22 protein-coding genes are annotated in these 25,220 nt (G+C 59.7%); 18 read left to right on the top strand and 4 right to left on the bottom strand.

What is annotated here, in order from left to right:
- The first annotated feature begins 59 nt into the window (after window positions 1-59).
- Window positions 60-1,271 carry a serine hydrolase gene (locus C8C96_RS02950; protein WP_121943844.1) on the top strand — a complete coding sequence of 404 codons (1,212 nt, stop codon included), beginning with the start codon at window positions 60-62 and terminating at the stop codon, window positions 1,269-1,271.
- A gap of 24 nt (window positions 1,272-1,295) precedes the next feature.
- Here C8C96_RS02950 and C8C96_RS02945 read toward each other — a convergent pair whose 3' ends face one another.
- Both C8C96_RS02945 and C8C96_RS02940 read right to left on the bottom strand, forming a co-directional pair.
- Window positions 1,296-2,231, bottom strand: a complete 936-nt coding sequence (locus C8C96_RS02945; RefSeq protein ID WP_121941369.1) for an N-formylglutamate amidohydrolase — start codon at window positions 2,229-2,231, stop codon at window positions 1,296-1,298.
- A gap of 164 nt (window positions 2,232-2,395) precedes the next feature.
- A complete protein-coding gene (locus C8C96_RS02940) occupies window positions 2,396-3,361 on the bottom strand; it encodes a tripartite tricarboxylate transporter substrate binding protein BugE (protein WP_121941368.1) in 966 nt (321 codons plus the stop codon).
- A gap of 107 nt (window positions 3,362-3,468) precedes the next feature.
- Here C8C96_RS02940 and C8C96_RS02935 point away from each other — a divergent pair, with 107 nt between their 5' ends.
- Complete coding sequence (locus tag C8C96_RS02935) at window positions 3,469-4,416, top strand: LysR substrate-binding domain-containing protein (RefSeq protein WP_056056616.1); 948 nt, start codon at window positions 3,469-3,471, stop codon at window positions 4,414-4,416.
- Here the strand turns inward: C8C96_RS02935 and C8C96_RS02930 are convergent.
- Entirely contained in the window at window positions 4,389-4,910 is a 522-nt protein-coding gene (locus C8C96_RS02930; RefSeq protein ID WP_121941367.1) for a MarR family winged helix-turn-helix transcriptional regulator, read from the bottom strand. The genes C8C96_RS02935 and C8C96_RS02930 overlap by 28 nt on opposite strands.
- Window positions 4,911-5,050: 140 nt before the next feature.
- Between C8C96_RS02930 and recA the strand changes: the two genes are divergently transcribed.
- Entirely contained in the window at window positions 5,051-6,127 is a 1,077-nt protein-coding gene (recA, locus tag C8C96_RS02925) for a recombinase RecA (protein WP_056057577.1), read from the top strand.
- An 84-nt stretch (window positions 6,128-6,211) separates the two neighbouring features.
- Entirely contained in the window at window positions 6,212-6,670 is a 459-nt protein-coding gene (gene recX / locus C8C96_RS02920) for a recombination regulator RecX (protein ID WP_121941366.1), read from the top strand.
- Window positions 6,671-6,725: 55 nt separating this feature from the next.
- Here the strand turns inward: recX and argC are convergent, their stop codons facing one another.
- Window positions 6,726-7,658 carry an N-acetyl-gamma-glutamyl-phosphate reductase gene (argC, locus tag C8C96_RS02915; RefSeq protein WP_121941365.1) on the bottom strand — a complete coding sequence of 311 codons (933 nt, stop codon included), beginning with the start codon at window positions 7,656-7,658 and terminating at the stop codon, window positions 6,726-6,728.
- A gap of 203 nt (window positions 7,659-7,861) precedes the next feature.
- Between argC and sucC the strand changes: the two genes are divergently transcribed.
- From sucC to C8C96_RS02845, 14 genes are all read left to right on the top strand, one after another.
- Entirely contained in the window at window positions 7,862-9,022 is a 1,161-nt protein-coding gene (sucC, locus tag C8C96_RS02910; RefSeq protein ID WP_121941364.1) for an ADP-forming succinate--CoA ligase subunit beta, read from the top strand.
- Between the two features lie 15 nt (window positions 9,023-9,037).
- Complete coding sequence (sucD, locus tag C8C96_RS02905; RefSeq protein WP_121941363.1) at window positions 9,038-9,934, top strand: succinate--CoA ligase subunit alpha; 897 nt, start codon at window positions 9,038-9,040, stop codon at window positions 9,932-9,934.
- A gap of 144 nt (window positions 9,935-10,078) precedes the next feature.
- The gene (locus C8C96_RS02900) at window positions 10,079-10,765 is read left to right on the top strand and encodes a TerC family protein (RefSeq protein WP_056056608.1); all 687 of its coding nucleotides are present in this window, start codon (window positions 10,079-10,081) and stop codon (window positions 10,763-10,765) included.
- A 263-nt stretch (window positions 10,766-11,028) separates the two neighbouring features.
- A complete protein-coding gene (locus C8C96_RS02895; protein WP_233584137.1) occupies window positions 11,029-13,662 on the top strand; it encodes a CHASE2 domain-containing serine/threonine-protein kinase in 2,634 nt (877 codons plus the stop codon).
- Window positions 13,663-13,679: 17 nt separating this feature from the next.
- On the top strand, window positions 13,680-14,468 hold the full coding sequence (locus tag C8C96_RS02890; RefSeq protein WP_116748326.1) for a Stp1/IreP family PP2C-type Ser/Thr phosphatase: 789 nt from the start codon (window positions 13,680-13,682) through the stop codon (window positions 14,466-14,468).
- A 41-nt stretch (window positions 14,469-14,509) separates the two neighbouring features.
- Window positions 14,510-15,160 carry an FHA domain-containing protein gene (locus C8C96_RS02885; RefSeq protein WP_121941361.1) on the top strand — a complete coding sequence of 217 codons (651 nt, stop codon included), beginning with the start codon at window positions 14,510-14,512 and terminating at the stop codon, window positions 15,158-15,160.
- 73 nt (window positions 15,161-15,233) lie between these two features.
- Window positions 15,234-17,498 (top strand): CHASE2 domain-containing protein, encoded by a 2,265-nt coding sequence (locus C8C96_RS02880; RefSeq protein WP_121941360.1) that lies wholly within the window; start codon window positions 15,234-15,236, stop codon window positions 17,496-17,498.
- A 10-nt stretch (window positions 17,499-17,508) separates the two neighbouring features.
- Complete coding sequence (locus tag C8C96_RS02875; protein ID WP_121941359.1) at window positions 17,509-18,297, top strand: MBL fold metallo-hydrolase; 789 nt, start codon at window positions 17,509-17,511, stop codon at window positions 18,295-18,297.
- 292 nt (window positions 18,298-18,589) lie between these two features.
- Window positions 18,590-19,126, top strand: a complete 537-nt coding sequence (locus C8C96_RS02870) for a pilin (protein ID WP_121943843.1) — start codon at window positions 18,590-18,592, stop codon at window positions 19,124-19,126.
- 138 nt (window positions 19,127-19,264) lie between these two features.
- On the top strand, window positions 19,265-20,059 hold the full coding sequence (locus C8C96_RS02865; protein WP_147455640.1) for a hypothetical protein: 795 nt from the start codon (window positions 19,265-19,267) through the stop codon (window positions 20,057-20,059).
- Window positions 20,060-20,115: 56 nt separating this feature from the next.
- A complete protein-coding gene (locus tag C8C96_RS25380; RefSeq protein ID WP_121941357.1) occupies window positions 20,116-20,658 on the top strand; it encodes a pilin in 543 nt (180 codons plus the stop codon).
- Window positions 20,659-21,136: 478 nt separating this feature from the next.
- On the top strand, window positions 21,137-22,927 hold the full coding sequence (locus tag C8C96_RS02855) for a phosphoethanolamine transferase (RefSeq protein WP_121941356.1): 1,791 nt from the start codon (window positions 21,137-21,139) through the stop codon (window positions 22,925-22,927).
- Between the two features lie 11 nt (window positions 22,928-22,938).
- Window positions 22,939-23,601, top strand: coding sequence for a fused MFS/spermidine synthase (locus C8C96_RS02850; RefSeq protein WP_199737426.1), 663 nt, complete (start codon window positions 22,939-22,941; stop codon window positions 23,599-23,601).
- Window positions 23,598-25,136, top strand: a complete 1,539-nt coding sequence (locus C8C96_RS02845; protein ID WP_121941355.1) for a spermidine synthase — start codon at window positions 23,598-23,600, stop codon at window positions 25,134-25,136. The genes C8C96_RS02850 and C8C96_RS02845 overlap by 4 nt, the downstream gene beginning before the upstream one ends.
- Window positions 25,137-25,220 lie beyond the last annotated feature (84 nt).

The following is a 25,220-nucleotide window of genomic DNA, read 5'->3' as shown; positions in this document are numbered from 1 at the left end:
GGTTTGCCCAAGGTTGGCGTTTCAACAATCCCGGCATCTTCTTCACTTCACGAGATGCCATGAACCCTACCCGCCTTGTTACCCCGTCCACGGCGCGCAGCGCCCCCCTTCTCTCGCGGCGCCACTGGCTGGCCGCCGCAGGCCTGTCCACGCTGGGCAGTGTGCTCACCGCCTGCGGCGGTGGCGACGACGACGGCCCCCGGGAAGCCCACAAGCGGGTGCAGACCCTGGCCCAAGGGCTGGTGAAGCAGGGTGTGGTGGGCGCCGCAGCCGGGTGGGCGGACCCGCGCCAGGTCCGCACAGCCGTCGCGGGGCTGCGCCGCCTGGGTGGCAATGCGCCCCTGGCCACCGGCGACCTGATGGCCATCGGCTCCAACACCAAGGCCATGACGGCCTGCGCGGCCGCGAGCGTGGTGGACCAGGGCCTGCTGCGCTGGGACAGCACGCTGGCCCAGACCTTGCCCGAGCTGGCGCGGAGCGCCCTGCCCGCCTACCAGCAGATCACGCTGCGCGACCTGCTGGACCATCGCGCCGGGGTGATGGGTTTTTCAGCCATCGAAGACGTGGACCTGTTCGTGAATGCAGTGGGCCCTGAGGTGCTGGCGCGCTGGCAGCAACCTGCGGAGGCGGAGGCGTTCTTCCTGCAGTGGCTGCTGCGCCAGCCGCCCGTTCGCGGCACGGGCGCAGACCCGGGCTTTGCCTACTCCAACGCAGGCTATGCGCTGGCGGCCCGCATGCTGCGGGCGGCCACGGGTCTCGGGTGGGAGGACTTGCTGCGCCAGCGCGTGGCCCAGCCCCTGGGTCTTTCGCTCTTTGTGGGAGAGCCGATGCGTGCCGGGAGCCAGCAGCCCGCCGGACATGAAATCCTGGACGGGCGGCTGCAGCCCCTGCCGCTGGCCGAGGCGCCGGAACGTGTGTGGCTGGAGGTCTTGGACCCGGCAGGCGCCTTGAGCCTGACGGTGGAGGAGGACGCGCGGTGGCTGCAGTGGCACCTGCAGGCATTGCGCGGCGACGCCACCCCCTTGCCCCGCAGCTATGTGAAGGGCCTGCAGGACCTGGGGCATGCCCCCGCAGGCCGCTATGGCCTGGGTTGGCTGGTGCATGCGGTGCACGGCACGGGCTGGTTGCTGCACAACGGCCAGGACGCGGGCTTTCAGGCCATGTCGGTGGTCGCACTCGATGGTTCGCGCGCGGGCCTGGCCCACAGCAATATCGCCACGGCGGACAGCATGGGCCTGCTCTACGAAGGGGTCTCCACGCTGGTGGCCTGAGCCCGCCGGGCCTGCGTCGGGTGCTCAGCGCGGATCGTGTGCCAGCAGCCTCTGCACCAGGGTCTTGAGGTCCGCCTGCAGCCGCGCCATGCCCTCGGGCATCTGCGCGAGCGTGGTCTCGTCCATGTACAGCTTGCGGTTGATCTCGACCTGGATGCTGTGGCGGTGCTGCGCGGGGTTGCCGTAGCGGCGCACCAGCTCCACGCCCTTGTAGGGGTGGTTGTATTCGACGCTGTAGCCGCACGCGCGCAGGTGCTCGCAGATCAGTGCCGACAGCGCAGGGCTGGCGGTGGTGCCATCGCGGTCGCCCACCACAAAGTCGGCATGTTCCAGCCCCGGAAACTCGGTGGCAAAGCGCCCAGCCACGGCGGGCATGGAGTGGCAGTTGAGGTGGATGCTGTAGCCGTGGCGCGCATGGGCGGCGTCAATGGCCTGGGCCACGGCGGCGTGGTACGGGCGCCAGCAGCGGTCGATGCGCGCACGCACCTCGGCCACGGTGAGCTGGCGCTGGTAGATGGGTTCGCCCTGGTCGGTGAACTTCCAGATCAGCCCCTTGCCCAGGCGCACCTTGCTGAGCACCTTGGGGTCGGTGGAGATGGGGTCGGGCCAGTCGCCATCGAGCAGGCTGGTGTCCAGCTCGGTCGTATCGCGGTTGGCGTCCAGGTAGATGCGGGGGAAGTGGGCCTCGACCCAGGCCACGCCGAGCGCGGGGGCAAAGGCGTAGATCTTTTCGACGTGCGTGTCTTCGGCCCGGCGCAGCGTGGCCAGGTCGAGGGCGGAACCAAAGTCGTCGGGGTACCGGGTGCCGCTGTGGGGGGAGTCGAGTACCAGTGGTGTGCTGCCGGGCACCGCAGTGACGGTGGCGGTGCTGGACGGTTGTGTGGCAAGCCCCGGCGAGCCGGTGACGCCGGGCTGGGCCTGCTGGAAGCGGTGGTGGATCAGTTTCAAGGCTGCATGCATAGGCAGAGTGTGCGCAAAGGAGGGCGGCTGGCCTAGCCGCCCAGACCGGGATGTGACTATGGTTATCCCTGAGACCTTGAGCAGGCCCGGGAAGCAGGCTTGCCTGCGTCGTCTCACCATCCCAGCTGTGGCCGTCCCCGGGCCCAGGGCCCGGGGGAATCAGGTCAGTCGAGCACCACCTTGGCGTAGGCCGCCACGCGCTTCATCTTGTCGATCTCGCTGGCGATCTGGGCCGTGAATTCCTTGGGTGTTGTGCCCGAGGGGTAGAGGCCCTGTCCCGCCAGGCGCTCGCGCACGGCGGGCTCCTTCAGGGTCTGGGCGACGGCTTGCTGGATGCGGTCTGCCGCCGCCGGGGGCGTGCCCGCAGGGGCCACCAGGCCAAACCATGAAGGCTCGTTGGCCTGCTTGTAGCCCAGTTCGGCGTAGGTGGGCACATCGGGCAACACATCCAGCCGCTCGGGCCACGACACCGCCAGCGCCTTGAGCTTGCCCGATTTGACGTGCGGGAGCGACGAAGCCACCTGGTCAAAGTACACCGCCACCTGACCCGCCAGCACGTCGTTGATGGCCGGGCCTGCACCACGGTAGGGGATGTGCACCATGGAGGTGCCGGTGCTGCTCTTGAACAGCTCGCCCCACATGTGGCCGATGGTGCCGTTGCCGGGGGTGGCGTAGGACACCTTGCCGGGGTTGGCCTTGAGGTACTTCACCAGCTCCGCAAAGTCCTTGACGGGCACCACGGCCGGGTTGATCACGATGACGCCCGGGGCCTTGACGATCTCGGTCACGCCGATGAAGTCCTTGGTCGGGTGGTAGGGCAGCTTGGTGTACACGGCGGGGTTCACGCCATGGGTGGACAGCGTGGCCACGCCCAGGGTGAGGCCGTCTGCCGGCGCGCGGGCGACTTCGGCCATGCCGATGGAGCCGCCTGCGCCGCCCCGGTTTTCCAGCACCACGGGCTGCTTGAGGATGCGCGCCAGCGACTCTTGCAGGCTGCGGGCCGTGATGTCCGTGGCGCCCCCGGGCGGGAACGGAACGATGATGCGCAGGGGCTTGCCCTCTTGCGCCAAAGACATTCCGGGAGCGAAAGATACGGCGGCCAGCGCTGAGAGCAGGTGACGGCGTTGCATGGGCGTTTCTCCTATGGGTTGCATTGAGGTTAAAGGATTCAATGCGCTCTACCAAGCAATGGATATGCCTGATAACATTCCTATTTGGAATGATTTGATTACTTACTATGTCATCCCTTCGCCGCCTCTCGCCACCCGTTCACCTGCTGCGGGCTTTTTCCACGGTGACGCGGTTCGGCGGGGTGTCCCGCGCGGCCGAGGCCCTGCACCTCACCCAAAGCGCGGTCAGCAAACAGGTCAAGGAACTGGAGACCTGGGTGGGCGTGCCGCTGTTCGAACGCAGCCGCAAGCGCCTGGCGCTCACCCCCGCCGGCGAGCGCTACGAAAAGGCGGTGCGTGGCGTGCTGGCGCAGCTGGAGGCCGCCACGCTGGAGCTGATCACCAGCGATGACGGTGGGGGGGCGCTGCACCTGTCCAGCCTGCCCACGTTTGCGGCCAAATGGCTCATCCCACGCCTGCCGCAGTTCCAGCAGCAGCACCCCCAAATCACGCTGCACTTTGTGCCCTATGTGCACAGCTACGACTTCACCCGCCCCGAGCTGGACTGCGCCATCCTTTTCGGCGACGGCCACTGGCCCGGCGCGCACGCCCACCACATCACGGGCAACGAGGTGGCGCTGATCGCCCCCCGCACCAAGGTGGCCGACTGGCCCATCCACACCCCGCGCGATGTAGCCCGCTACACGCTGCTGCGCCACGTGACCGTGCCCGAGGCGTGGTTGCGCTGGAGCGAGACGCACGGGGTGGAGGGCCTCATCGATCCGCTGGCCGGGCCGCAGTTCGACCAGTTCCAGACCATGATCCGCGCCGTGATGGCGGGCATGGGCCTGGCGCTGGTGCCGCGCTGCCTGGTGCAGGATGAAATCACGGCAGGCCTGGTGCGCGAGCCCCTGCCCGATGCCGACCTGCGCGGCGGTTACCGGAGTGATGTGGGCTACTGGTTCTGCTACCCCGAAGGCCGCACGCAGCTGCACGCGCTGCAGTGCTTCAGGGAATGGCTGCTGGCGTGCGCCGAGCCGATGGGGGCTCAGGCACCCGTATCGCCGCCCGCATAGGCCTCCAGCCCAATGGCCACCACGGTGGCCACGTCATGGCCCACCTCGGCGCGGAACTCCGCCTCGGCCTGCGCCACGGCATCCCGGAACGCCTGCAGCCACGCCAGGCCGGTGGGCGTGAAGCACACGCGGCGCGCCCGCGCATCCAGCGGGTCGGCCTCGCGCGTGACCAGCCCCCAGGCCTCGCACTGGTCCACCAGGTTGGCCATGGCCTGCTTGGTCATGCCCGCGCGCTGGGCCAGATCGGTCAGTCGGTCGCCCTGCAAGGCCAGGTGCCGGGTGATGTGCACGTGTGCAGCCGTCACCTGGTCGCGTGCTGCCAGGTTGGACAGCGCCAGCGGCACCTCCACATTGCGCGCCATGAGCTGCAGTACCCGCGCGTCGAAGCGGCGCAGGGCGCTGCCCATCAGGCGGCCCAGGTGGGTCTGGCGCCAGCGGTCGTCAGGCCCCTGGGCGGGCGTGGCAAGGGGGGCGGCTGGAGAAAAATCGGGCATCCGATATTGTCAGGCAAACTGACTAAAAATCGCTTTATCTAGATTTTATTGCTCGCTTAAACTACTGTTCAAGCATCCAGCCTGTGATTAACCGCAGAGCGATGCAAGCATCCAACCTGTTGTTTTTCAAGGAGTTTCTCATGGACGTCGCAGTCAAAGGCACCAACCCCGCATTGCCCGTGAACACGGAAAAGGCCAAGGCCCTGGCCGCCGCGCTCGCCCAGATCGAGAAGCAATTCGGCAAGGGCACGATCATGCGCCTGGGTGAAGGCGAGGTGATCGAGGACATCCAGGTCGTCTCCACCGGCTCGCTGGGCCTGGACATTGCGCTGGGTGTGGGTGGTCTGCCCCGTGGCCGTGTGGTCGAAATCTATGGCCCGGAATCGTCGGGCAAGACCACGCTCACGCTGCAGGTGATTGCCGAGATGCAAAAACAGGGCGGCACCTGCGCGTTTGTCGACGCAGAGCACGCCCTGGATGTGCAGTACGCCCAGAAGCTGGGTGTGCAACTGTCCGACCTGCTGATCAGCCAGCCTGACACCGGCGAGCAGGCGCTGGAAATCGTGGACAGCCTGGTGCGCTCCGGCGCCGTGGACCTGATCGTGGTGGACTCGGTGGCTGCGCTCACGCCCAAGGCCGAAATCGAAGGCGAGATGGGCGACGCCCTGCCCGGCCTGCAAGCCCGCCTGATGAGCCAGGCGCTGCGCAAGCTCACCGCCACGATCAAGAAGACCAACTGCATGGTCATCTTCATCAACCAGATCCGCATGAAGATCGGCGTGATGTTCGGCTCGCCCGAAACGACGACCGGCGGCAATGCGCTCAAGTTCTATGCCTCGGTGCGCCTCGACATCCGTCGCACCGGCACGATCAAGAAGGGCGACGAAGCCATCGGCAACGAGACCAAGGTCAAGGTGGTCAAGAACAAAGTGAGCCCGCCCTTCAAGACGGCCGAGTTCGACATCCTGTTCGGTGAAGGCATCAGCCGCGAGGGCGAGATCATCGACATGGGCGTGACGGCCAAGATCGTGGAAAAGAGCGGTGCCTGGTACGCCTACAACGGCGAAAAGATCGGCCAGGGCCGCGACAACGCGCGTGAGTTTTTGCGCGAAAACCCCGACCTGGCCCGCGAGATTGAGAACAAGGTGCGTGAAGGCCTGGGCATTGCGCTGCTGCCTGGCGCACTGCAGGCCCCAGCAGCGGCTGCGGACGAGTGATTTCCGGTTTTTGAAGGCAAATAGCCTGCAGGCGCACATTTCATATGCGCCTGCAGCTATTAAAACTATAGCTTTGGATCAGTCATGGGATTCACTGCGCTCTCGCTCAAGGGCCGTGCGCTGCGGCTGCTGAGCCAGCGGGAGCATTCGCGCGCCGAGCTGCAGCGCAAGCTCGCGCCCCATGTGCAGGAGGGCGAAGACCTGGACGCCGTGCTGGACGACCTGCAGGCCAAGGACTTCATCAGCGAGGCCAGGGTGGTGGAGTCGGTGTTGCACCGGCGCGCAGGGCGTCTGGGCGCTTCGCGCATCCGGCAGGAGCTGCAGTCCAAGGGGCTGGGGGCAGAGGCTGTGCAGCAAGCAGTGGCCCAGCTGCAGGGCAGCGAACTGGAGCGTGCCCGCGAGGTGTGGCGCCGCAAGTTTGGCGAGCCTGCCGCAGATCCGCAAACCCGCGCCAAGCAGATGCGGTTTTTGCTGGTGCGGGGGTTCTCAGGCGATGTGGCGCGGCGTGCGGTGCTGGGCGCCGATGCGTCTGACGAGGGCTGACCGCAACGCCAACAAGCGGGGCATCGGTCCCGCTTCCTGATGCGCTCTGAGGTGTTTACACGCCCAGCATCAATTGCAGGTTCTGCACTGCAGCGCCACTGGCGCCCTTGCCCAGGTTGTCCAGGCGCGCGATGACCACGGCCTGCCGGTACTGCTCGTTGGCAAACACGCGGAGCTCCAGCTTGTTGGTGTCGGTCAGCGTGTCGGCAGCCAGCTTCAAATCGTCGGTGGGGGGCAGCACGCTGACCCATTGTTCTGGCGTGTTGGTGCGGCTGTAGTGGCTGGCCAGCACGTCGTGCAGGTCGTTGGCCTTGGGGGCTCCGGGCAGCAGGTCCAGGTGCAGCGGCAACTGCACCAGCATGCCCTGGCGGAAGTTGCCCACGGCGGGGATGAACACCGGGCGGCGTGTGAGCCCGGTGTAGCGCAAGATTTCGGGGATGTGCTTGTGCGACAGGCCCAGTGCATACGCCTCATACGGCGCTGCGGTGCCCGCCTCGTAGGCTTCGATCATGGTGCGGCCGCCGCCGGAGTAGCCCGAGACCGAGGGCAGGCTCAAAGGGTAGTCCGCCGGGATCAGGCCCGCATCGACCAGCGGGCGCAGCATGGCAATCGCCCCCGTGGCGTAGCAGCCGGGATTGGAGACGCGGGTGGCGTCGCGCACCGCTTGTGTCTGCGCTGGCGCGAGTTCCGGAAACCCGTACACCCAACCATTGGCCGTGCGGTGCGCCGTGCTGGCATCGATCACCTTGACCTTGCGGCCCGAGCTGCGCTCGATCTCGTCCACCATCGCCACGGTGTCGCGCGCAGCGTCGTCGTGCAGGCACAGCACCACCAGATCCACCCCCGCGATCAGGTCGCGCTTGGCGGCCGGGTCCTTGCGCAGCTCGGGCGCAATGCTGACCAGTTCGATCTGCGACATGGCCTGCAGGCGCTCGCGGATCTGCAGGCCCGTGGTGCCGGCTTCGCCATCAATAAAGACTTTGGACATAGGGTGCTCCTGCAAAAAGATGGCAGCGTCTGCCGGATAGAAGTGGGGGCGGGAAGGCCGCCAGGCCCACCCAGGGTGTAAGTCAGGCACAAGGATGGTGCGTTGCAGCATGATACAGTCGCGGGTTGCCATGTCCCAAGCCCGCGGCCAGACATCTGTTCATGGTAAACGGGTAACTACCACCCTTCCCTGAGAGAGACCTCATGAAGATTCACGAATACCAAGGCAAGGAAATCTTGCGCAATTTTGGTGTGCCCGTTCCGCGTGGCATTCCCGCATTCACGGTGCAAGAAGCCGTGGAAGCAGCCCAGAAGCTCGGCGGCCCCGTGTGGGTTGTCAAGGCCCAGATCCACGCCGGTGGCCGTGGCAAGGGCGGCGGCGTGAAGGTTGCCAAGACCATCGACGACGTGAAAGCACGCGCCAGCGACATCCTGGGCATGCAGCTGGTCACGCACCAGACCGGCGCTGAGGGCCAGAAGGTCCGCCGCCTGTACATCGAAGACGGCGCCGACATCAAGAACGAACTGTACGTCTCGCTGGTCACCGACCGCGCCACGCAGAAGGTCGCCCTGATCGCTTCGAGCGAAGGCGGCATGGACATCGAGGAAGTGGCCCACTCCACACCCGAGAAGATCGTCACCGAGATGATCGACCCGCTGGCCGGCATCACCGAAGCGCAGAGCCGCAAGGTGGCAGCTGCCATTGGCCTGACCGGCGCTTCCATCGACCAAGCCGTAGACATCTTCGCCAAGATCTACAAGTGCTACATGGAAACCGACGCGTCGCTGGTGGAAATCAACCCCCTGAACTGCGACTCCAAGGGCAACCTGATGGCCCTGGACGCAAAGTTCAACTTTGACGCCAACGCCCTGTTCCGTCACCCAGAAATCGTGGCCTTCCGCGATCTGGACGAAGAAGATCCGGCCGAAGTGGAAGCCTCCAAATTCGACCTGGCCTACATCAGCCTCGATGGCAACATCGGCTGCCTGGTGAACGGCGCCGGCCTGGCCATGGCCACCATGGACACCATCAAGCTGTTCGGCGGCGAGCCAGCCAACTTCCTGGACGTGGGCGGCGGTGCCACCCCCGAGAAGGTGACTGAAGCCTTCAAGATCATGCTGAAGAACCCCAAGGTCGAAGGCATTCTGGTCAACATCTTTGGCGGCATCATGAAGTGCGACACCATCGCCACCGGCGTGATCACTGCTTGCAAGGCCGTGAACCTGAACGTGCCGCTGGTCGTGCGCATGAAGGGCACGAACGAAGAGCTGGGCAAAAAGATGCTGGCCGAGTCTGGCCTGCCCATCATTGCCGCTGACACCATGGCCGAAGCTGCGACCAAGATCGTTGCTGCCGTCAAGTAAGCCCGGAGAACACACATGTCGATCTACATCAACAAAGACACCAAGGTCATCACCCAGGGCATCACGGGCAAGACTGGCCAGTTCCACACCGAAAAGTGCCAGGAATACGCGAACGGCAAGAACTGCTTCGTGGCGGGCGTGAACCCCAAGAAGGCGGGCGAGTCGATCTTCAACATCCCGATCTACGCCTCCGTCAAGGAAGCCGCCCAGCAGACCGGTGCCACCGTGTCGGTGATCTATGTGCCGCCCGCAGGCGCTGCTGCCGCCATCTGGGAAGCTGTCGAAGCCGACCTGGACATGGCCATCTGCATCACCGAAGGCATTCCAGTGCGCGACATGCTGGAAGTGCGCAACAAGATGAAGGCCAAGGAAGCGGCCGGCGGCAAGAAGACGCTGCTGCTGGGCCCCAACTGCCCTGGCCTGATCACGCCCGACGAGATCAAGATCGGCATCATGCCCGGCCACATCCACCGCAAGGGCCGCATCGGCGTGGTGAGCCGTTCCGGCACGCTGACGTACGAAGCCGTGGCCATGCTGACCGAAGTGGGCCTGGGCCAGTCGAGCGCCGTGGGCATTGGTGGCGACCCCATCAACGGCCTCAAGCACATCGACGTGATGAAGGCCTTCAACGACGATCCGGACACCGATGCCGTGATCATGATCGGTGAAATCGGCGGACCCGACGAAGCCGAAGCCGCCCAGTGGTGCAAGGCCAACATGAAGAAGCCTATCGTGGGCTTCATCGCTGGCGTGACCGCCCCTCCCGGCAAGCGCATGGGCCACGCTGGCGCGCTGATCTCCGGCGGCGCCGACACGGCCGATGCCAAGCTCGCCATCATGGAAGAGTCGGGTTTCATCATCACCCGCAACCCTTCGGAACTGGGCAAGCTGCTCAAGGCCCAGCTGAAGTAAACGGGCTGCCGCCGTCCCGTCCGTAAGCACAATTACGGACGCGGGGCGCGGCACAGACCGCTAGACTAGTGGCTCCTACAAAAAGAGAAGCGCTCGGAACCCTGGTTCCGGGCGCTTCTTGCATTCATAACAGTGGAGTCAGTCATGGAGTTTCTGCAAAGCGCCGATTTTTGGATCGGCTTGGTGAAGATCGTCTGGATCAACATCATCTTGTCGGGTGACAACGCGGTGGTCATTGCGCTGGCAGCCCGGTCCCTTCCCCCCCATCAGCAAAAGAAAGCCGTGTTCTGGGGCTCCGGCGCTGCCGTGGTCTTGCGGATTTTGCTGACCGTTGTGGCTGCCAAGCTGCTAGAGCTGTCGTTCCTGCAGATCGTGGGCGGGTGTCTGCTGCTGTGGATCGGCTTTCAGCTGCTCAGCGACGACGAGGAGGACGAGGGCGAGTCCAAAACCTATGGCAGCCTGATGGCCGCTGTCCGCACCATCCTCATCGCCGACCTGGTGATGAGCCTGGACAACGTGATCGCTGTGGCGGCTGCGGCCCAGGGCAACGTGGTGCTGCTGGTGTTGGGCTTGGCCATCAGTATCCCGCTGGTGATTTTCGGCAGCACCCTCATGATCAAGCTCATGGAGCGTTTCCCTGTCATCGTGGTGCTCGGCGCCGCGCTGATCGGCTGGGTGGGTGGAGAAACCATCGCCAGCGATGCCATCTTGCATGACTACGCTGTGGCGCACCCAGCGTTGCACTATGTAGCGGCCGCGCTGGGCGCCGCGCTGGTGGTGGGCGTGGGCAAATTCTGGCGCAAGGGATCCAACAGCGCATCCGCGACCTGAGGGTTGCAACCAGGGGGCTCGCACGAAGGTGCAACCCCTCTTTGAGGCCAGCGAGTGACAAAAATGGCATCGCGCTGGCGTCCCATCCCGGGGTTGCGTGACAAGAACGACACGCAACGCCACCCCTGCTGCCCATTCGCTCCAAATCTCCTCTTGTCAACGGTCCTGAGGCCCTTGGATTGCATGGGCGCAGTTATTGCTTCAAACCCACCCAATACTGAGTGGAATAACAGCAAGTGGGACGAAAAACCTCGGCGCGGCGGATGGATGGATGGCGTACCGATGGCTTATGGGGCGGATTGGTGGCACTGGCCGTAGCGGGCCTGTGCGCGGTCACGGGCGCATCGTTGTCGCTCGAACACAAGCTCTACGACGCAGCCATCCGCACCTCGTCCCCCGCCCCGTTGGCAGACGTGGTGATTGTGGGCATCGACGATGCCAGCTTGGCCGCTCTGGGGCCGTGGCCCTGGTCGCGTGATATCCATGCGCGCTTGGTTGATCGCCTGTCAGCGGCTGGCGTACAAACCGTTGTTTACACCCCCCCACTCACACAGCCCCAAAACGACAGGGGCTTGGGCTACCTGAGAAAAATCCGCGAAACCCTTGCCGCTGCGCCTGAGGGAACCGCACTGACGGCCGAGCTCGGCCGTGTGGTGGGTGAGGCAGAAGCTCTACTCGACGGCGATGCGCGTCTGGCAGCCTCCATACAGCGGGCGGGCAACGTGCTCCTGGCTTCGCGTTATGAAAGTGGCGGGGCTGCTGCGCCCCTGCCATCGTACGTGCGTCGCAGCACGCTACCCGACCCGGGTGCTGCTGTAACGCCGATACAGTCGGCGCAGCACCCCATCCCGTCGTTGGGCGCAGTGGCGGCTGGGGTGGGGCACTTGTATGCAGAGGCTGACCTGGATGGGCGTGTACGCCAGGTTCCACTGCTTCTTCGCTACGACAGCGTGGGGGTGCCGTCCTTGGCGTTGCTGGCGGCGCAACACAGCCTGCATCTGGGGTTGGGTGATATCCGCGTGGCGGATGCGCCTGCGGGGCTGCGGCTCGGAGGGCTGAACATTGCCACCAATGCAGCCGCCGTGCTGCGTCCCCGCTGGCAGGTGGCTGGCGATGGAGCCGGCACCTTCCCTATCCTGTCGGCTGCCAGCGTGCTCGATGGAACCGCCGCCGCCGGTAGCCTGCAGGGCAAGATCGTGTTGGTGGGCGAAATGACGGAGAAGCTGGTCGCCCCAGCGGCGCAGCTGGGGGAGCGTGCTGTCTATCCGGTGGAGGTTGTGGCGCAAACCTTGTCATCCATTCGCCTCGGGCTGGGCGTGATAGAGCCAGGCTGGGCTACTCCGGTCGCTTGGCTGGTGTTGGCGCTGGGGGCGGTGTATCTGGTGTTGTTGGCGCCGCGTTTGGCGCGCCCCGTCGGGATGGGGGTCGGTACGGCGCTCGTGCTCACCGTTGTCATCGCCGAATGGACCCTTCTGCGCTATGGGGGGTTGTGGGTTCCGTTGTTGCTGCCAGTGCTGGCTGTGTTGGCGGGTACTACCGTGGTGGTGCTTTTGCACCGTGGTCGACTGAGTGACGCCTCCGGACGTTCCGCAGAAGCCGCCGAGACGGACCGCATGATGGGCTTGGCCCTGCAGGGCCAGGGACAACTGGATATGGCCTTTGAGCGCCTGCGCAAGGTACCTGCCAGCGACGCGCTTCTGGACAATCTCTACCATCTGGCGGAGGATTTCGAGCGCAAGCGCCACTTCGGCAAGGCGCAGACGGTCTACGAACATATCCTGCGCCATGACCGGCACTACAAGGACGCCCGCAGCCGCTACAAGCGTGCCAAGGCTCAGGCACAAGGTGGCGCGCAAGCTCCGCAGGGCGCCACAGACTCTTTGCCGGGTGTCGGCGCTGCAGCGCCCCGCCTGCCAGGCGATGCGAGTGTCGGCGTGCCCATGTTGGGGCGCTACCAGATTGATCGCGAAATTGGCAAAGGCGCCATGGGAGTGGTGTATCTGGGGCGCGATCCGAAGATCGGCCGCGTCGTAGCCATCAAGACACTGGCCTTGGGGCAGGAGTTCGAAGGTGACGCCCTGATCGATGCGCGCGCACGGTTTTTCCGCGAGGCCGAAACTGCTGGCCGATTACAGCATCCGAACATCGTCACCATTTTTGATGCCGGTGAGGAGCATGACTTGGCCTATATCGCCATGGAGTTCCTCAAGGGTCAGGACCTGACCCATGTCTGTGGCCAGGACCGGCTGCTGCCGGTCCCCACCGTGCTCTCCATTGCAGCCAGGGTGGCCGATGCGCTGGACTATGCCCACGCCCACAATGTGGTGCACCGCGATATCAAGCCCGCCAACATCATGTTTGACAGCGGCTCAGACGCGGTCAAAGTGACGGACTTCGGTATTGCCCGCATCACGGATTCGAGCAAGACCCGTACGGGGCTGGTTCTGGGAACACCCAGCTTCATGTCTCCGGAGCAACTGGCGGGAAAGAAAGTCGATGGGCGCTCCGACCTTTATTCGCTGGGCATCACCCTCTTCCAGTTGTTGACGGGCACGCTGCCGCTGCGGGGCGCGTCCATGACCGAGCTGATGCACAAGATCGCGAGCGTGGAGGCTCCCGATGTGCGCCAGCTGCGCCCCGAACTCTCAGCCGCGGTGGCCAGGGTGGTGGCGCTTTCGTTGCAAAAGCGGCCAGAGGCGCGTTATCAGACCGGGCGGCAGTTCGCGGCGGATCTGCGGCAGGCCATGGCCGGAGATGCCCGATTCAGCCCTGAATCAGTCGTCTATGATGCGGACCGCGATGCAACAGGGCAAGAAATGGCGGATTTTCAGGAAACCGTGATGGAGCCCCCCGCTGTGCGGGGTGCGGCAGCCCCGCCGATTTCGGGCGCCCCATGACGCACGCCTCCACATCCATGACCTACGAATTCACTGCGCGGACCGACAAGGGCCGCGTGCGTTCCAACAACGAAGACGCGGTAGCCGTTGACCGCGATGCGCAGGTCGCGATATTGGCCGATGGCATGGGCGGCTACAACGCGGGCGAAGTGGCCAGTGGCATGGCCACCACCTTCATCCGCACCGAAATGGCCCGCTGGTTGGCCCAAGCCGGCGCGAGTCCTCAGTCCACGGACGTGCGCCGGGCGCTGGAAATCTGCGTAGAAAACGCCAATCACGCCATTCTGGGGGCATCTCTCTCCAATCCGCAGTACGCGGGCATGGGTACGACGCTGGTGGTTGCCGTGTTCCACGGCAGCCGCCTGATCCTGGGGCATATTGGCGATTCGCGCTGTTACCGTCTGCGTGATGGTGCTTTGCAGCAAATCACGCGCGACCATTCCTGGTTGCAGGAACAGGTCGATGCGGGGCTGCTGACGGCGCAGCAGGCGGCCATGTCTTCCAATCGCAATCTGGTGACTCGGGCCTTGGGTGTGGAGCCCAATGTGCTGATGGAAGTCAACGAGTTTCAGGTGGCGCCGAATGATCTGTTTCTACTCTGTTCCGATGGGCTCACCGACATGGTGTCCGATTCGGATCTGGCGGAGCTCGTGCGGGCGCCCATGCCTTTGGAGGAAAAAGCGACACTGCTCATTGACACCGCCAACGCCAACGGCGGTCGTGATAACGTGAGCGTGCTGCTGGTGCAGGCTGCCGCTGGGGGCAAGAAGCGTGGCCTCATGTCCCGATTGCTAGGGGCCTCTTGAACGGCCCGAACTACAACAATTCATCACATCAGGAGTGGATCATGCCGAGAATGATCGTTTCAATCGACGGCGTTGTCATCAAGGAAGTGCAGCTGACCAAGGAGCGGACCACGCTGGGCCGGCGCCCCTACAACGACATCGTGATCGACAACCTTGCGGTGAGCGGTGAGCATGCCGTGCTCCACATGGTGGGACAGGATGTGGAGATTGAAGACCTGGGCAGCACCAACGGCACTTATGTGAACGCCAAGGCCGTCAAGCGCCAGGAGTTGCGCAATGGCGATACGGTGGAGGTGGGCAAGTACAAGATTCGGTTCCTCCAGGACGCCGAAGGGCAGAACTTTGAGAAGACCATGATCTTCAAGCCCGGAATGGTGCCGCCTGCGGTCGCCGCTGCCAGGACCGCTCCGGCCGCGCCCGCGCCAGCCCCGATTTCGGCCGTGATTCGGGTCATGTCCGGTGCCGCTGCGGGGCGTGAAGTGTCGCTGCAGAAGGTGGTCACCACGATTGGCAAGCCGGGTGTGGCTGTGGCTTCCATCACCAAGCGGCACCAGGGTTTTGTCTTGGCCCATGTCGAAGGACCGGACATGCCGCTGCTCAACGGCGCTGCCATTGGTGCATCGCCGGTTCCTCTTAAGCACGGGGATCGCCTGGAGCTGGCGGGCACCGAGATGCAGTTCGAGCAAAGCTGATACTCTGCAAAAGGCTCGCATCTTCGCTGCGGGCCCTTGCTGACTGGACACTCCCATTCCTGCGCGTGGACCTATGTTGCAGTCCTTGTCGCAGCTGTTCCTCCGACGCTGGCAACGCATCGCAGTCACGCTGATACCGCTGGTTTTTGCGTTGCTGCACGTGGCCGATGTGCTCCACCTGCAGGTGTTGGAGCGACTGGATAACATCATCTATGACACCCGCTTGCGGGTGACCATGCCACGAACGCTGGATGAGCGGATCGTCATCGTCGATATCGACGAGAAGAGCCTGGGGCGTGTGGGGCAATGGCCCTGGCGCAGGGACAAGATGGCTGCGCTGGTGCGTGAGCTGTTTGAGCGCCAGCAAGTGTCGGTCGTTGGATTTGACGTTCTGTTTGCCGAGTCCGATGAAAGTTCGGGCCTCGCTACGTTGCAACAACTGGCGCAGGGCCCTTTACGCAGTCAGTCGGCATTCAAAGAGCAACTGGAACGTCTGGCGCCCTCGCTGGACCATGACGCTCTTTTTGCGCAGTCTCTGCATGGGCAGCCAGTGGTGCTGGGTTACTACCTTTCGGGCGAAGACCGCGATGGCATCACGAAAGGCATGTTGCCAGAACCCGCCCTGCCCGTGGAGCGCTTGCGGGGCTTGCCTCTGGGGGCTACTACGTGGCGTGGGTACAGCAGCAATATTGAGTCCCTGACCCAGGCGGCACCTGCTGCAGGCTTCTTCAACTCGATCACGGACGAGGACGGAGTTGTTCGTTCCCTGCCCCTGTTGGCAGAGTACCAGGGGCAGTATTACGAATCGCTGGCATTGGCCATGTTCCGCACCGCCATCGGTCTGCCAGAGATTCACCCGGGCTTTGTGAATCCCAAGCCGTCCGGGACGCATGATGTGCTCCAAAGCATCGTGCTGCGCCAAGATGGTCGCACGCTGGCGCTCCCCGTGGACCAGCAGTTGGCCACGCTCATCCCCTACCGTGGGCCGGGCGATGCCAAGGGTGGTTCCTTTCGGTACATCTCGGCGTCGGATGTTCTGGATGGCTTGCTGCCGGCTGGTCAACTCAAGGACCAATTGGTGCTGGTAGGTTCGACGGCACCTGGTTTGCTGGATTTGCGTGTGACGCCGGTGGGCAGAACGTACCCAGGCGTGGAGACCCATGCCAACGTGTTGTCGGCATTCCTGGATGGCAAGAGCATTGTTCGGCCTGACTATGCCGCTGGGTTTGATGTGCTGCAGCTGCTGTGCGCGGGTTTGCTATTGGCCGTTGCCTTGCCGCTCTTGTCTGCATCGTCTGCGGTCTTGCTCAGTGGTGGTGTGCTTTGTGCGCTGGTAGGAATCAACCTGTGGATGTACATCGCGCAGGGGCTGGCGTTTCCGCTCGCCACTGCGGTGGTGATGGCTATGCTGGCCTTTGCCCTCAACATGGCGTATGGCTACTTTGTGGAGAGCCGCTCCAAGCGCGAGCTCGCAGCGCTGTTCAGCGCCTATGTGCCGCCAGAGCTGGTGGCCGAGATGGTCAAGCAGCCTGAGCACTACAGCATGCAGGCCACCAACCGGGAGCTGACGGTGATGTTCTGCGATATGCGCGGCTTCACCGCAATGTCTGAACGGATGGAACCGCTGCAATTGCAAGGCTTGTTGAATGAGGTGTTCAGCAAGCTCACCCACATCATCCGCAGCCACCGGGGAACGATTGACAAATACATGGGCGACTGCGTTATGGCTTTTTGGGGGGCTCCAGTGGCCACGCCTGATCATGCGCAACTGGCAGTGACTGCGGCCCTGGAAATGTCGCAGGCCATTGGGCAAATCAACGCCAATCATCGCCAGCGCGGTTTGCCCGAGATCGGAGTGGGCATTGGACTCAACACCGGGGTCATGTGCGTAGGTGACATGGGCTCGGACATCCGGCGCAGCTATACGGTCATCGGCGATGCGGTCAACCTTGGCTCCCGCCTGGAGGGACTGTCCAAGCACTACGGTACTTCGATCGTGGTGAGCGAATCTGCGATGCAGCTCGCCCCTCAGTTTGTATGGCAGGCCATGGATCGCGTGCGCGTCAAGGGCAAGGCGCAGGCCGTGCCGATTTATCAGCCGCTGGCGCCCCGGGATCACCTACCCGCCGAACTCGCCGAAGAACTGGTGGTATGGGAGGGTTTTCTGCGAGCCTATGCGGTACAGGAATGGGCACAATGCGACAAGCTGATGGCTCAGTTGCGAGGCCTCAGACCTCGCTGCACTCTCTACGAGTTGTATGCTGCACGGGTCGAAGGCCTGCGTGGGTTGCCTTTTAATCCAGACTGGGACGGCGCCACCAATTTCGACACCAAGTAGAAGGCTCGACATGAAGGTTCGCGTGCTGGGATGTTCCGGCGCTATCGCCAAGGACTGTCGCACGACATCGTTCTTGATTGGTGAGAGCATCTTGCTTGATGCTGGCACCGGCGTGGGTGACCTGACGTTGGAAGAGATGGGCAAGATTGACCATGTACTGTTGACCCATTCCCACTTGGACCACATCGCCGCGCTGCCCCTGATGCTCGACGCGGTGTCGTCACAGCGCCGTCACCCGGTGCAAGTGCACGCCCTTACTGCCACCATCTCTGCGCTTCAGACGCATGTCTTCAACAACGTTATCTGGCCGGATTTCAGCGCGATACCGTCCGCTGCATCCCCATTTCTGCAGTATCAGGCTTTTGTATGCGGTGACGTACTGAGCATCGCAGGGGTTCAGATCGAAGTGCTGCCGGCCCACCATACGGTCCCCGCCGTGGGGTTTGCGATGCAAGGCGACACCGGCTGGTGGGTGTTCAGCGGCGATACCGAGCGCAATCCTCTATTCTGGAATCGCATCAACACGTTGAAAGTGGTTTGTCTGGTGATCGAGACAGCCTTTAGCAATCGTGAGCGTGATCTGGCCCGGCGAAGCTTGCACCTCTCCCCCGAGACCTTGGCTCAGGAGTTGGCTCACATCCCCGCAGCGGACCGTTACCCTATCTACATCACTCACACTAAGCCGCAGGAGACTGCACTTATCGTAGAGGAGATCCGGCAATTCGATAGCAGTCCCCTGCACTGCTGTAACCCGCACAACATCCGATGGCTTGAGGCGGGGCAGATTCTCGATGTGTGAGGCTTACAAAAGCTGACATTACTGAATGACAAAAATGTAATAAACCTTGAAAACTGACTTCGATGTTCAAGGAGCACTGGCTAGGTTGAGATCGCGCTTTTGATGCTCCCCCTTGGCTCAAAAACGGACAAAGTTCACTTATCGAATGATTCGTGAAGATGCGGCTTGGCCTCTGTCGGGTGTGTAGCTACTGATGACATAAGCTGGCGTTGGCCCTTTGCGCGCTCCATTCATCAGCGGGCATGGGGATTGCATAGCAATCCTGCATTTGCAACTTTTCAAGGAGTTTTTCATGAAGCGCTCTCTCCAAAAGGGTTTTACCCTGATCGAACTGATGATCGTTGTGGCGATCATCGGTATCTTGGCAGCCGTGGCCCTGCCTGCATACCAAGACTACACTGTGCGCGCACGCGTGACTGAAGGTATTTCTCTGGCCAACGCTGCGAAGAAGCTGGTGGAAACAGACGCTCAGACAGCAGCCGAACTGACCGCTTTGGCCAATACCTTCAATAAGCAAGCCAACAGCACTGGTGCTACCAGTAAATATGTCAAGAACGTCCAAATCGACGCCGCGACGGGTGCAGTGACGGTGACCTTTAATGAAGCCAACATTGGTGCTATCCCTGTGAATTCCACCTTGGTTTACACCCCTTACATTCGTTTGGGCGCGACGACTCCACAGCTGCAAGCTGCGTTGACTGGTACGGACACTGGCTCTATGGACTGGGGTTGTGCTTCCGTTTCTAATGCGGTCTCTGCCGGTCGTGGCTTGCCGACCCTCACCGCTGGCACTTTGCCCGCTAAGTACGCCCCCAGCGAATGCCGCTGATGGTTTGAGCGGGTAAAAGCCGCTCATTGGCAGTCAAAGCGCCCGCTTTGCGGGCGCTTTTTTTATTGTGGGCCCAGGAAGTTTGAGCCCACTAGGAACGGTTAGGTCTGACGCCCAACGCGAAGAGGTGAGTCCCACATGCCTGTTTCTTTGAATGAGCCGCGCTGCAAGGTGGTAGCCACGCATTTCGCTGTCTCGCTTTTTTTTGCTACTTTGCTGGCAATTTTAGTGTTCAGGCTTTGGTTTCCAGAGGGGACCCACAGGCTCTCAGGCGGTTGGCAGCTGTTCTGGTGGATTGTGTGTGTTGATGTAGTTTGTGGACCGCTACTAACGCTGCTGCTATACAACCCGCACAAACCCAAGTGGGAGCGTTACACCGACCTTGCGCTCGTGCTGTTGATTCAACTGGCGGCTCTGGGTTTTGGCCTGCACAGCCTGGCGCAGGTGCGTCCGTTAGCGCTGGTGTTTGAAGTAGATCGGTTTCGCGTGGTTAGTGCTGCGGATATCGTTGACGCAGATATTGATCATCTGCCCGGCTGGTTCCGGCCTTGGAGCGCAACGTCAATACGTACTTTGGGTGCGCGCCCGCTGACTTCTGAGAATGAAAAGTGGAAGAGCCTTGAAGCTGCCTTGCAGGGAGTTGAGGCGGGGCAACGGCCTTGGCGGTGGCAGGACTATGAAAAAAGCCGTCCTGAAGTTCTGGCGCATGCCCGGCCGCTGGCTGGTTTGCAAGCTGCACACCCGGAAAAGCGCATGTTGATTGACAGCGCAATTGAAGCGGCACTGAGTGAAACACTGGCAAGAGAAGAGCGCGATGGCCAAGGGTTGCTTTGGCTGCCTCTGGTGTCGCGCAGAAGCATGGAGTGGGTTGTTCTAATTGACCCCTTGACCTTGCGAATCAGGGCGTACGTTCCTCTAGATGGCTTCAAATAAGCATGGAATGCTTTTTGCACTTGGCTTGCGGAAATCTATTGGAGGTTCAATAAATCATGATCTCTTCAAAATATCGAGGCTTCACTCTCATAGAGTTGATGATCGTCGTTGTAGTGATTGGAATTTTGGCCGCAGTTGCCATGCCTGCTTATCAAGATTTCACGATTCGGGCTCGGGTGTCTGAGGGGTTGCTAGTTGCGAGCGGAGCACAGCTTGAAGTAAGTGTCGGATCGGGTACTGCGTTGGATTTGGTGAGTACTGTCTCGACATGGAACGCTCGAGCGGGTGGAAAGGGGGCGCTCAGTAAGTATGTGACTAGCGTTCTGATGAATCCTGCCGTTGGAACGGCTTCTCATGGCGAGATCACAGTCACATTTAGCGCCAATGCAGGTCCCATTGATGGGCGGACGCTTGTGCTGACACCTTGGATACGAGCCGCTGCCGGGCCCGTACCTTTGGGGACCTCTTACGCGACCAGTACGACAGGAACACTGGATTGGAGCTGTCAATCGCTGACTAACAATGTCTCTGTAGCGCGCGCTATGGGTGGAACGTCGGGCACCTTACCTGCGAAATTTTCGCCAAGTGAATGCCGTTAGTCCATGTGTCAGAGTTGCTCTTCTGATGTATCACCGAAGGTAGCGTTCAACAAAGGCGCATGACATTAATCAGCGGACGCGGCGCGTGTTATTTTGTCGTAACCACCCGCGCTAAGCTTGTCTTTGTTGAAAGATTAGTGCCTGCGAGAGAGGCGCACGCTGACGATCTAACGCCTTGGCGAAGGCAGGAGCGGGGATAAGTCGATGAACATCTATTCGAGTGATGCCAAGGCTCGTCTATATGTATCCCCGTCATTCGAACAATACCGCCCACTGCAGAGGACCGTGTGTTGCTACCGATCACAGAGCTGGAAAAAATTTCGTATTGAGAAGTGCATCCGAAATGCACTTCCGATAATCACTTAGGAAAGAGTTGAGTTGACGCTGCTTTGAGGGGTTGGCATATAAAACCAAATGGTGGTCTGCTGGCATTTTTTCTTGTTTGCATCGACAGACGCAACACTACCAACTTCGATAGATGGTCCTCCAGATAATTAAGAATTTTTCTAAAGGCCGAGAAATACCTGTTCCCTGGTGGATTTTTGGGGCAATTATTTTCGTGGTCAATCTCCCCAATTTTCTGTGGCTCGAATCGAGTGGATCTTTGCAAGTTCACTCCATCGAGTTTCTAGAAAAATTGCTGTTTTGCCTCTTGCTGACTGCCTGTTTTCTCACCCTTTTCGCGCGCCCTCGGCAAGCGTGGTTAGTACTTTACTTGTTGTTTCTCTGGTGGCAACCACTGGCATTGGGTGTGCGCTTCATGAGTGGACTGCCCATCAATGCAACGATGGTGGGGATGGCTATGGCTACAAGCCCCACCGAACTTCGTAATTTGTCGACAATTATTCCAGGGCAGTGGTTTGCCTTCTTCATCATATGGAATATGTTTTGCGGCGGGGTGTTGTGTGCATTGTTGAAGAAGCCCCATTGGCGCTGGAGTTGGAATTTTCGCAGTAAGGTTTTTATATTTAATTTCGCTTTGTTGGCTCTGCCTTACATAGTACTGTCCGGAGTGAGTAAGGTTCCAGGGGAACCGGTACAGCCAACTACCACATCGGATCAACTTGATTCAATTGACTTTTGGAATGGCTTTAAACAGGCGGACCAGCATGCGGATAGGGCAAAGAATTTATCAGAGGCCTTCCCTTATGAGCTGCCGTTTGCCATCCTGCACTACTTGGAGGGTAGGCGTGCGATAAATGCCGTGCGCGCCCACCTGAGTCCCCCCCCGCCTGAATATACCCTCGAAGGTGTTCAACCTCGTGCAGAGGTGGTGGTATTGGTCATTGGTGAGTCGTCTACACGTAACGCTTGGCACTGGTTTAATCCGCAAGCCCCGGCCACCACACCAATGTTGGAAGCACGTGCTGCGCGCGGCGAATATATATTCGGTTACTCTCAAGCACTGGCTCAAACTACTTCAACGCGCCAAGCGGTGCCCTCAATGCTTTCGGTACAACCTCTGGTGTGGCCCGATGGCTCGTTCAACCCAAAAGCAACGTACTCCATTGTGTCGGTGGCAAAACAAGCAGGCTTCGCCACCGCGTGGCTTTCTAACCAAGCCGCCATTGGAACCCATGATGGAATCATAGCTGCCTATGCGCAAGAGGCCGAGGCCCAGGCCTTCCTGAATCCGTCTGGTTTTGCTGACCAAGGTAATTTTGATAATGTACTGCTGCCCGCCCTGCAGCGCTACCTAGCAGAAAACTCTCGTGCTTTTGTTGTTCTGCACACCATGGGCAGTCACTTTAATTACAAATATCGCTACCCTAATGGGTTTGGCCCGTATCCAAATAGCAGAGATGCGCGCGAGGCATATTTTAACAGCGTGGCTTATACAGATACGATACTCGACCAGATTGTAGAAATGCTGGCCCGTGACGGACGTAAAGCTGTATTGTTGTACGCGTCCGATCATGGCGAAGCGGTGCCTGGTGGGGCTTGCAATGTCGGAAGTGCTAATCGAAATACCATCGATGCTTATGAGGTGCCAGTACTTGTATGGCTTAGCCGCTCTTATGGTGACGCCAACCGCGCTTTGGCCGAGCGTTTAGCTCAGCATCAAACGCAATCATATACAGTAGCCGCAATCCCTCAAACTTTGATTGACTTGATGCGTGGAGATATAAGAGAACCTACTCCCGGGCTTCAGAGCCTTGCTTGGTCCTCGCGGCGGCATAACTCGACTTGGCCCGAATCGTTATCCGTATGGGTTGAGAAATATAAAAAAGCAGCGGAGAAAAATCCTTGTTTCGTGTTAATTCGCTGAGAGAGTGATCGATGGAAAAAAAGCTTCTAAAGATAGAAGGAATTAGGTTCCTGGATGTGGTTTTGTCTGGTAGCTTTTTTCTCTCTGGCTGTTGTGCATTAGTATACCAAGTTGGGTGGCAGCGTATTCTATATGGTATTGTTGGGGTGGATATTGATTCAATAACCATTATAGTTTCTGTGTTTATGTTTGGTATCGGCGTCGGTGGGATGCTTGGTGGCCGGGTTGCAGATATTGCACCTCATCGTAGAATAAAACATTACGCCATTGCAGAATTTTCGATCGCGATATATGGGTTGGTGTCTGTTGAGTTATTGCAATACTTGGGAGAATGGCTTGCGCTGACTAGGAGCGATGCTCTATGGAGTGGAGTAGCAAGCTTTCTTTTTCTTATTGTGCCGACCGTGTTAATGGGTATGACCCTGCCTCTTTTGACAATGGCTTTCAATGAATGGAATCAAAGCGTTGGCGTTTCTGTCGGACGACTGTACTTTTTTAACACGCTCGGAGCGGCCATTGGTGCAGGGGTCGTACCTTTTCTGCTTTTTCCCCGATGGGTGTTGAATGACGTCATTTTCTTTGCTGCCATGGGCAATGTTTTTGTGGGACTAACTGCCATTGTTGCATACAGAAGGCAGATGAGTCTCAAAAATAAATATTCACTGGACTTATGAACTATCCGGCAATACTTTCCTTTTTTTGTGGATTCATTAGCTTAAGTCTTGAAATTCTTTGGGTCCGGCTCTATGGGTTTGCGATGCTGTCGACCCCTAAGGCGTTTGGCTTCGTGTTGATGGCCTATTTGGCTGGAATCGCGCTGGGAGCATGGCAAGGGGGTAAAGTCTGTAAAAAAACGACTGATCGCTTGGTGCTCTGGAGGCACAGTGTGGCAGCTTTGGCCATTTCTGCTGTATTGACTCTCATAAATCCCGTAATTTTTGTCTGGGCGCAGAATCAATGGTGGCGCAACCCTGTGTTTGATTTTTTAATGATTGCCTCTGTCTCTTATGTCTTAGCCTATATTTTTCCGATTGCCCATCATTTGGGGGCGGGTTTCAGCGCAAAGAAGCAAGGGCAGCGATTTGCAGATGTCTATACATCCAATGTTGTTGGCGCTTCTTTGGGGCCTCTGGTAGTTGGTTATGTAATACTTAATTATCTAACATTGCAACAGGCATTTGTTTGTGTGGCATTGCTGCAGTTGAGTGTGATCGGGATTTTCTATTGGGTGCAGAGAGTCGGGGTATTCCGTGCTGCCATATTGGTAGGCTGCTTGCTTGTATCTGCTGCATTTGTGGTTTTATCAAGCAGATTTGACTCTCACGCGCTTGTTCAGAAAATAAACAATAATAAGCTAGTTGCGACTCAGGTTGTTGAGAATAGGCACGGCATTATTACTATTTTTCCCGGTGATGGGGAGAAAAAATTAATAGGTGACGATGCGGTCTATGGGGGTAATGTGTATGATGGTCGGACGAATCTCTCTATTAAAGAAAATACTAACGGATTGCATCGACCGTTATTGTTGGCCGCACTCCAGCCAAAGCCGAAGAAGGTGTTGATGGTTGGTTTGTCTATAGGGTCTTGGTTAGCACTTGTGAATGGTATGCCTGGAGTGGAGAAAATTGATGTAGTTGAGATAAACGACGGGTATTTGAGGGCGATAAAGCCTTATCCTATTCAGGCAAATGCTTTGCAAGATCCCCGTGTACGAATTATTGTTGATGATGCAAGGCGCTGGCTACGCCTTCATCAAGAAGAAAGTTACGATGTAATTATTATGAATACCACGTGGCATTGGCGTGCTAACGCAGGTTTTTTACTATCGCAAGAGTTTTTCCAGCTTGTGAAAAAACATATGGCTTCAGGGGCTGTAATGGCATTCAATGCGACGGGCTCGCCAGATGCATTTTTCACGGCAACGCATGTTTTCAATCATGCTTATCGATATGATAATTTCATCTATGCTGCAGATTTTGATTTCAGGTATAGAAAAGATAATGATGATGCTAAAAAGATTTATTCTAGTATAAAAATTGAAGATAAAAAATTATTTGTAGATGATGGTTTGATTGTTGACTTGTTGAGTAAAAAATTTGTGACTATTGAGCATGATGCTAAAAATTTAGAGCGCCCATTGGAGATAATTTTGGACAATAATGGAATTACTGAATTCAAATACGGATACCCTCTGAGTCATCTGTACTGAGTCAAATTAATGATTGTCGCCCGTGTTCCATCCGTTTGCGGAATTTGCCTAATTATTCGAGGAGATGGTCAAAATTTATTTCGA

Source organism: Acidovorax sp. 100 (genome assembly GCF_003688355.1).
GTDB lineage: Bacteria > Pseudomonadota > Gammaproteobacteria > Burkholderiales > Burkholderiaceae_C > Acidovorax > Acidovorax delafieldii.
Note: the sequence above shows the minus strand (reverse complement) of the source record. Positions and strands in the feature narration are given on the sequence as shown.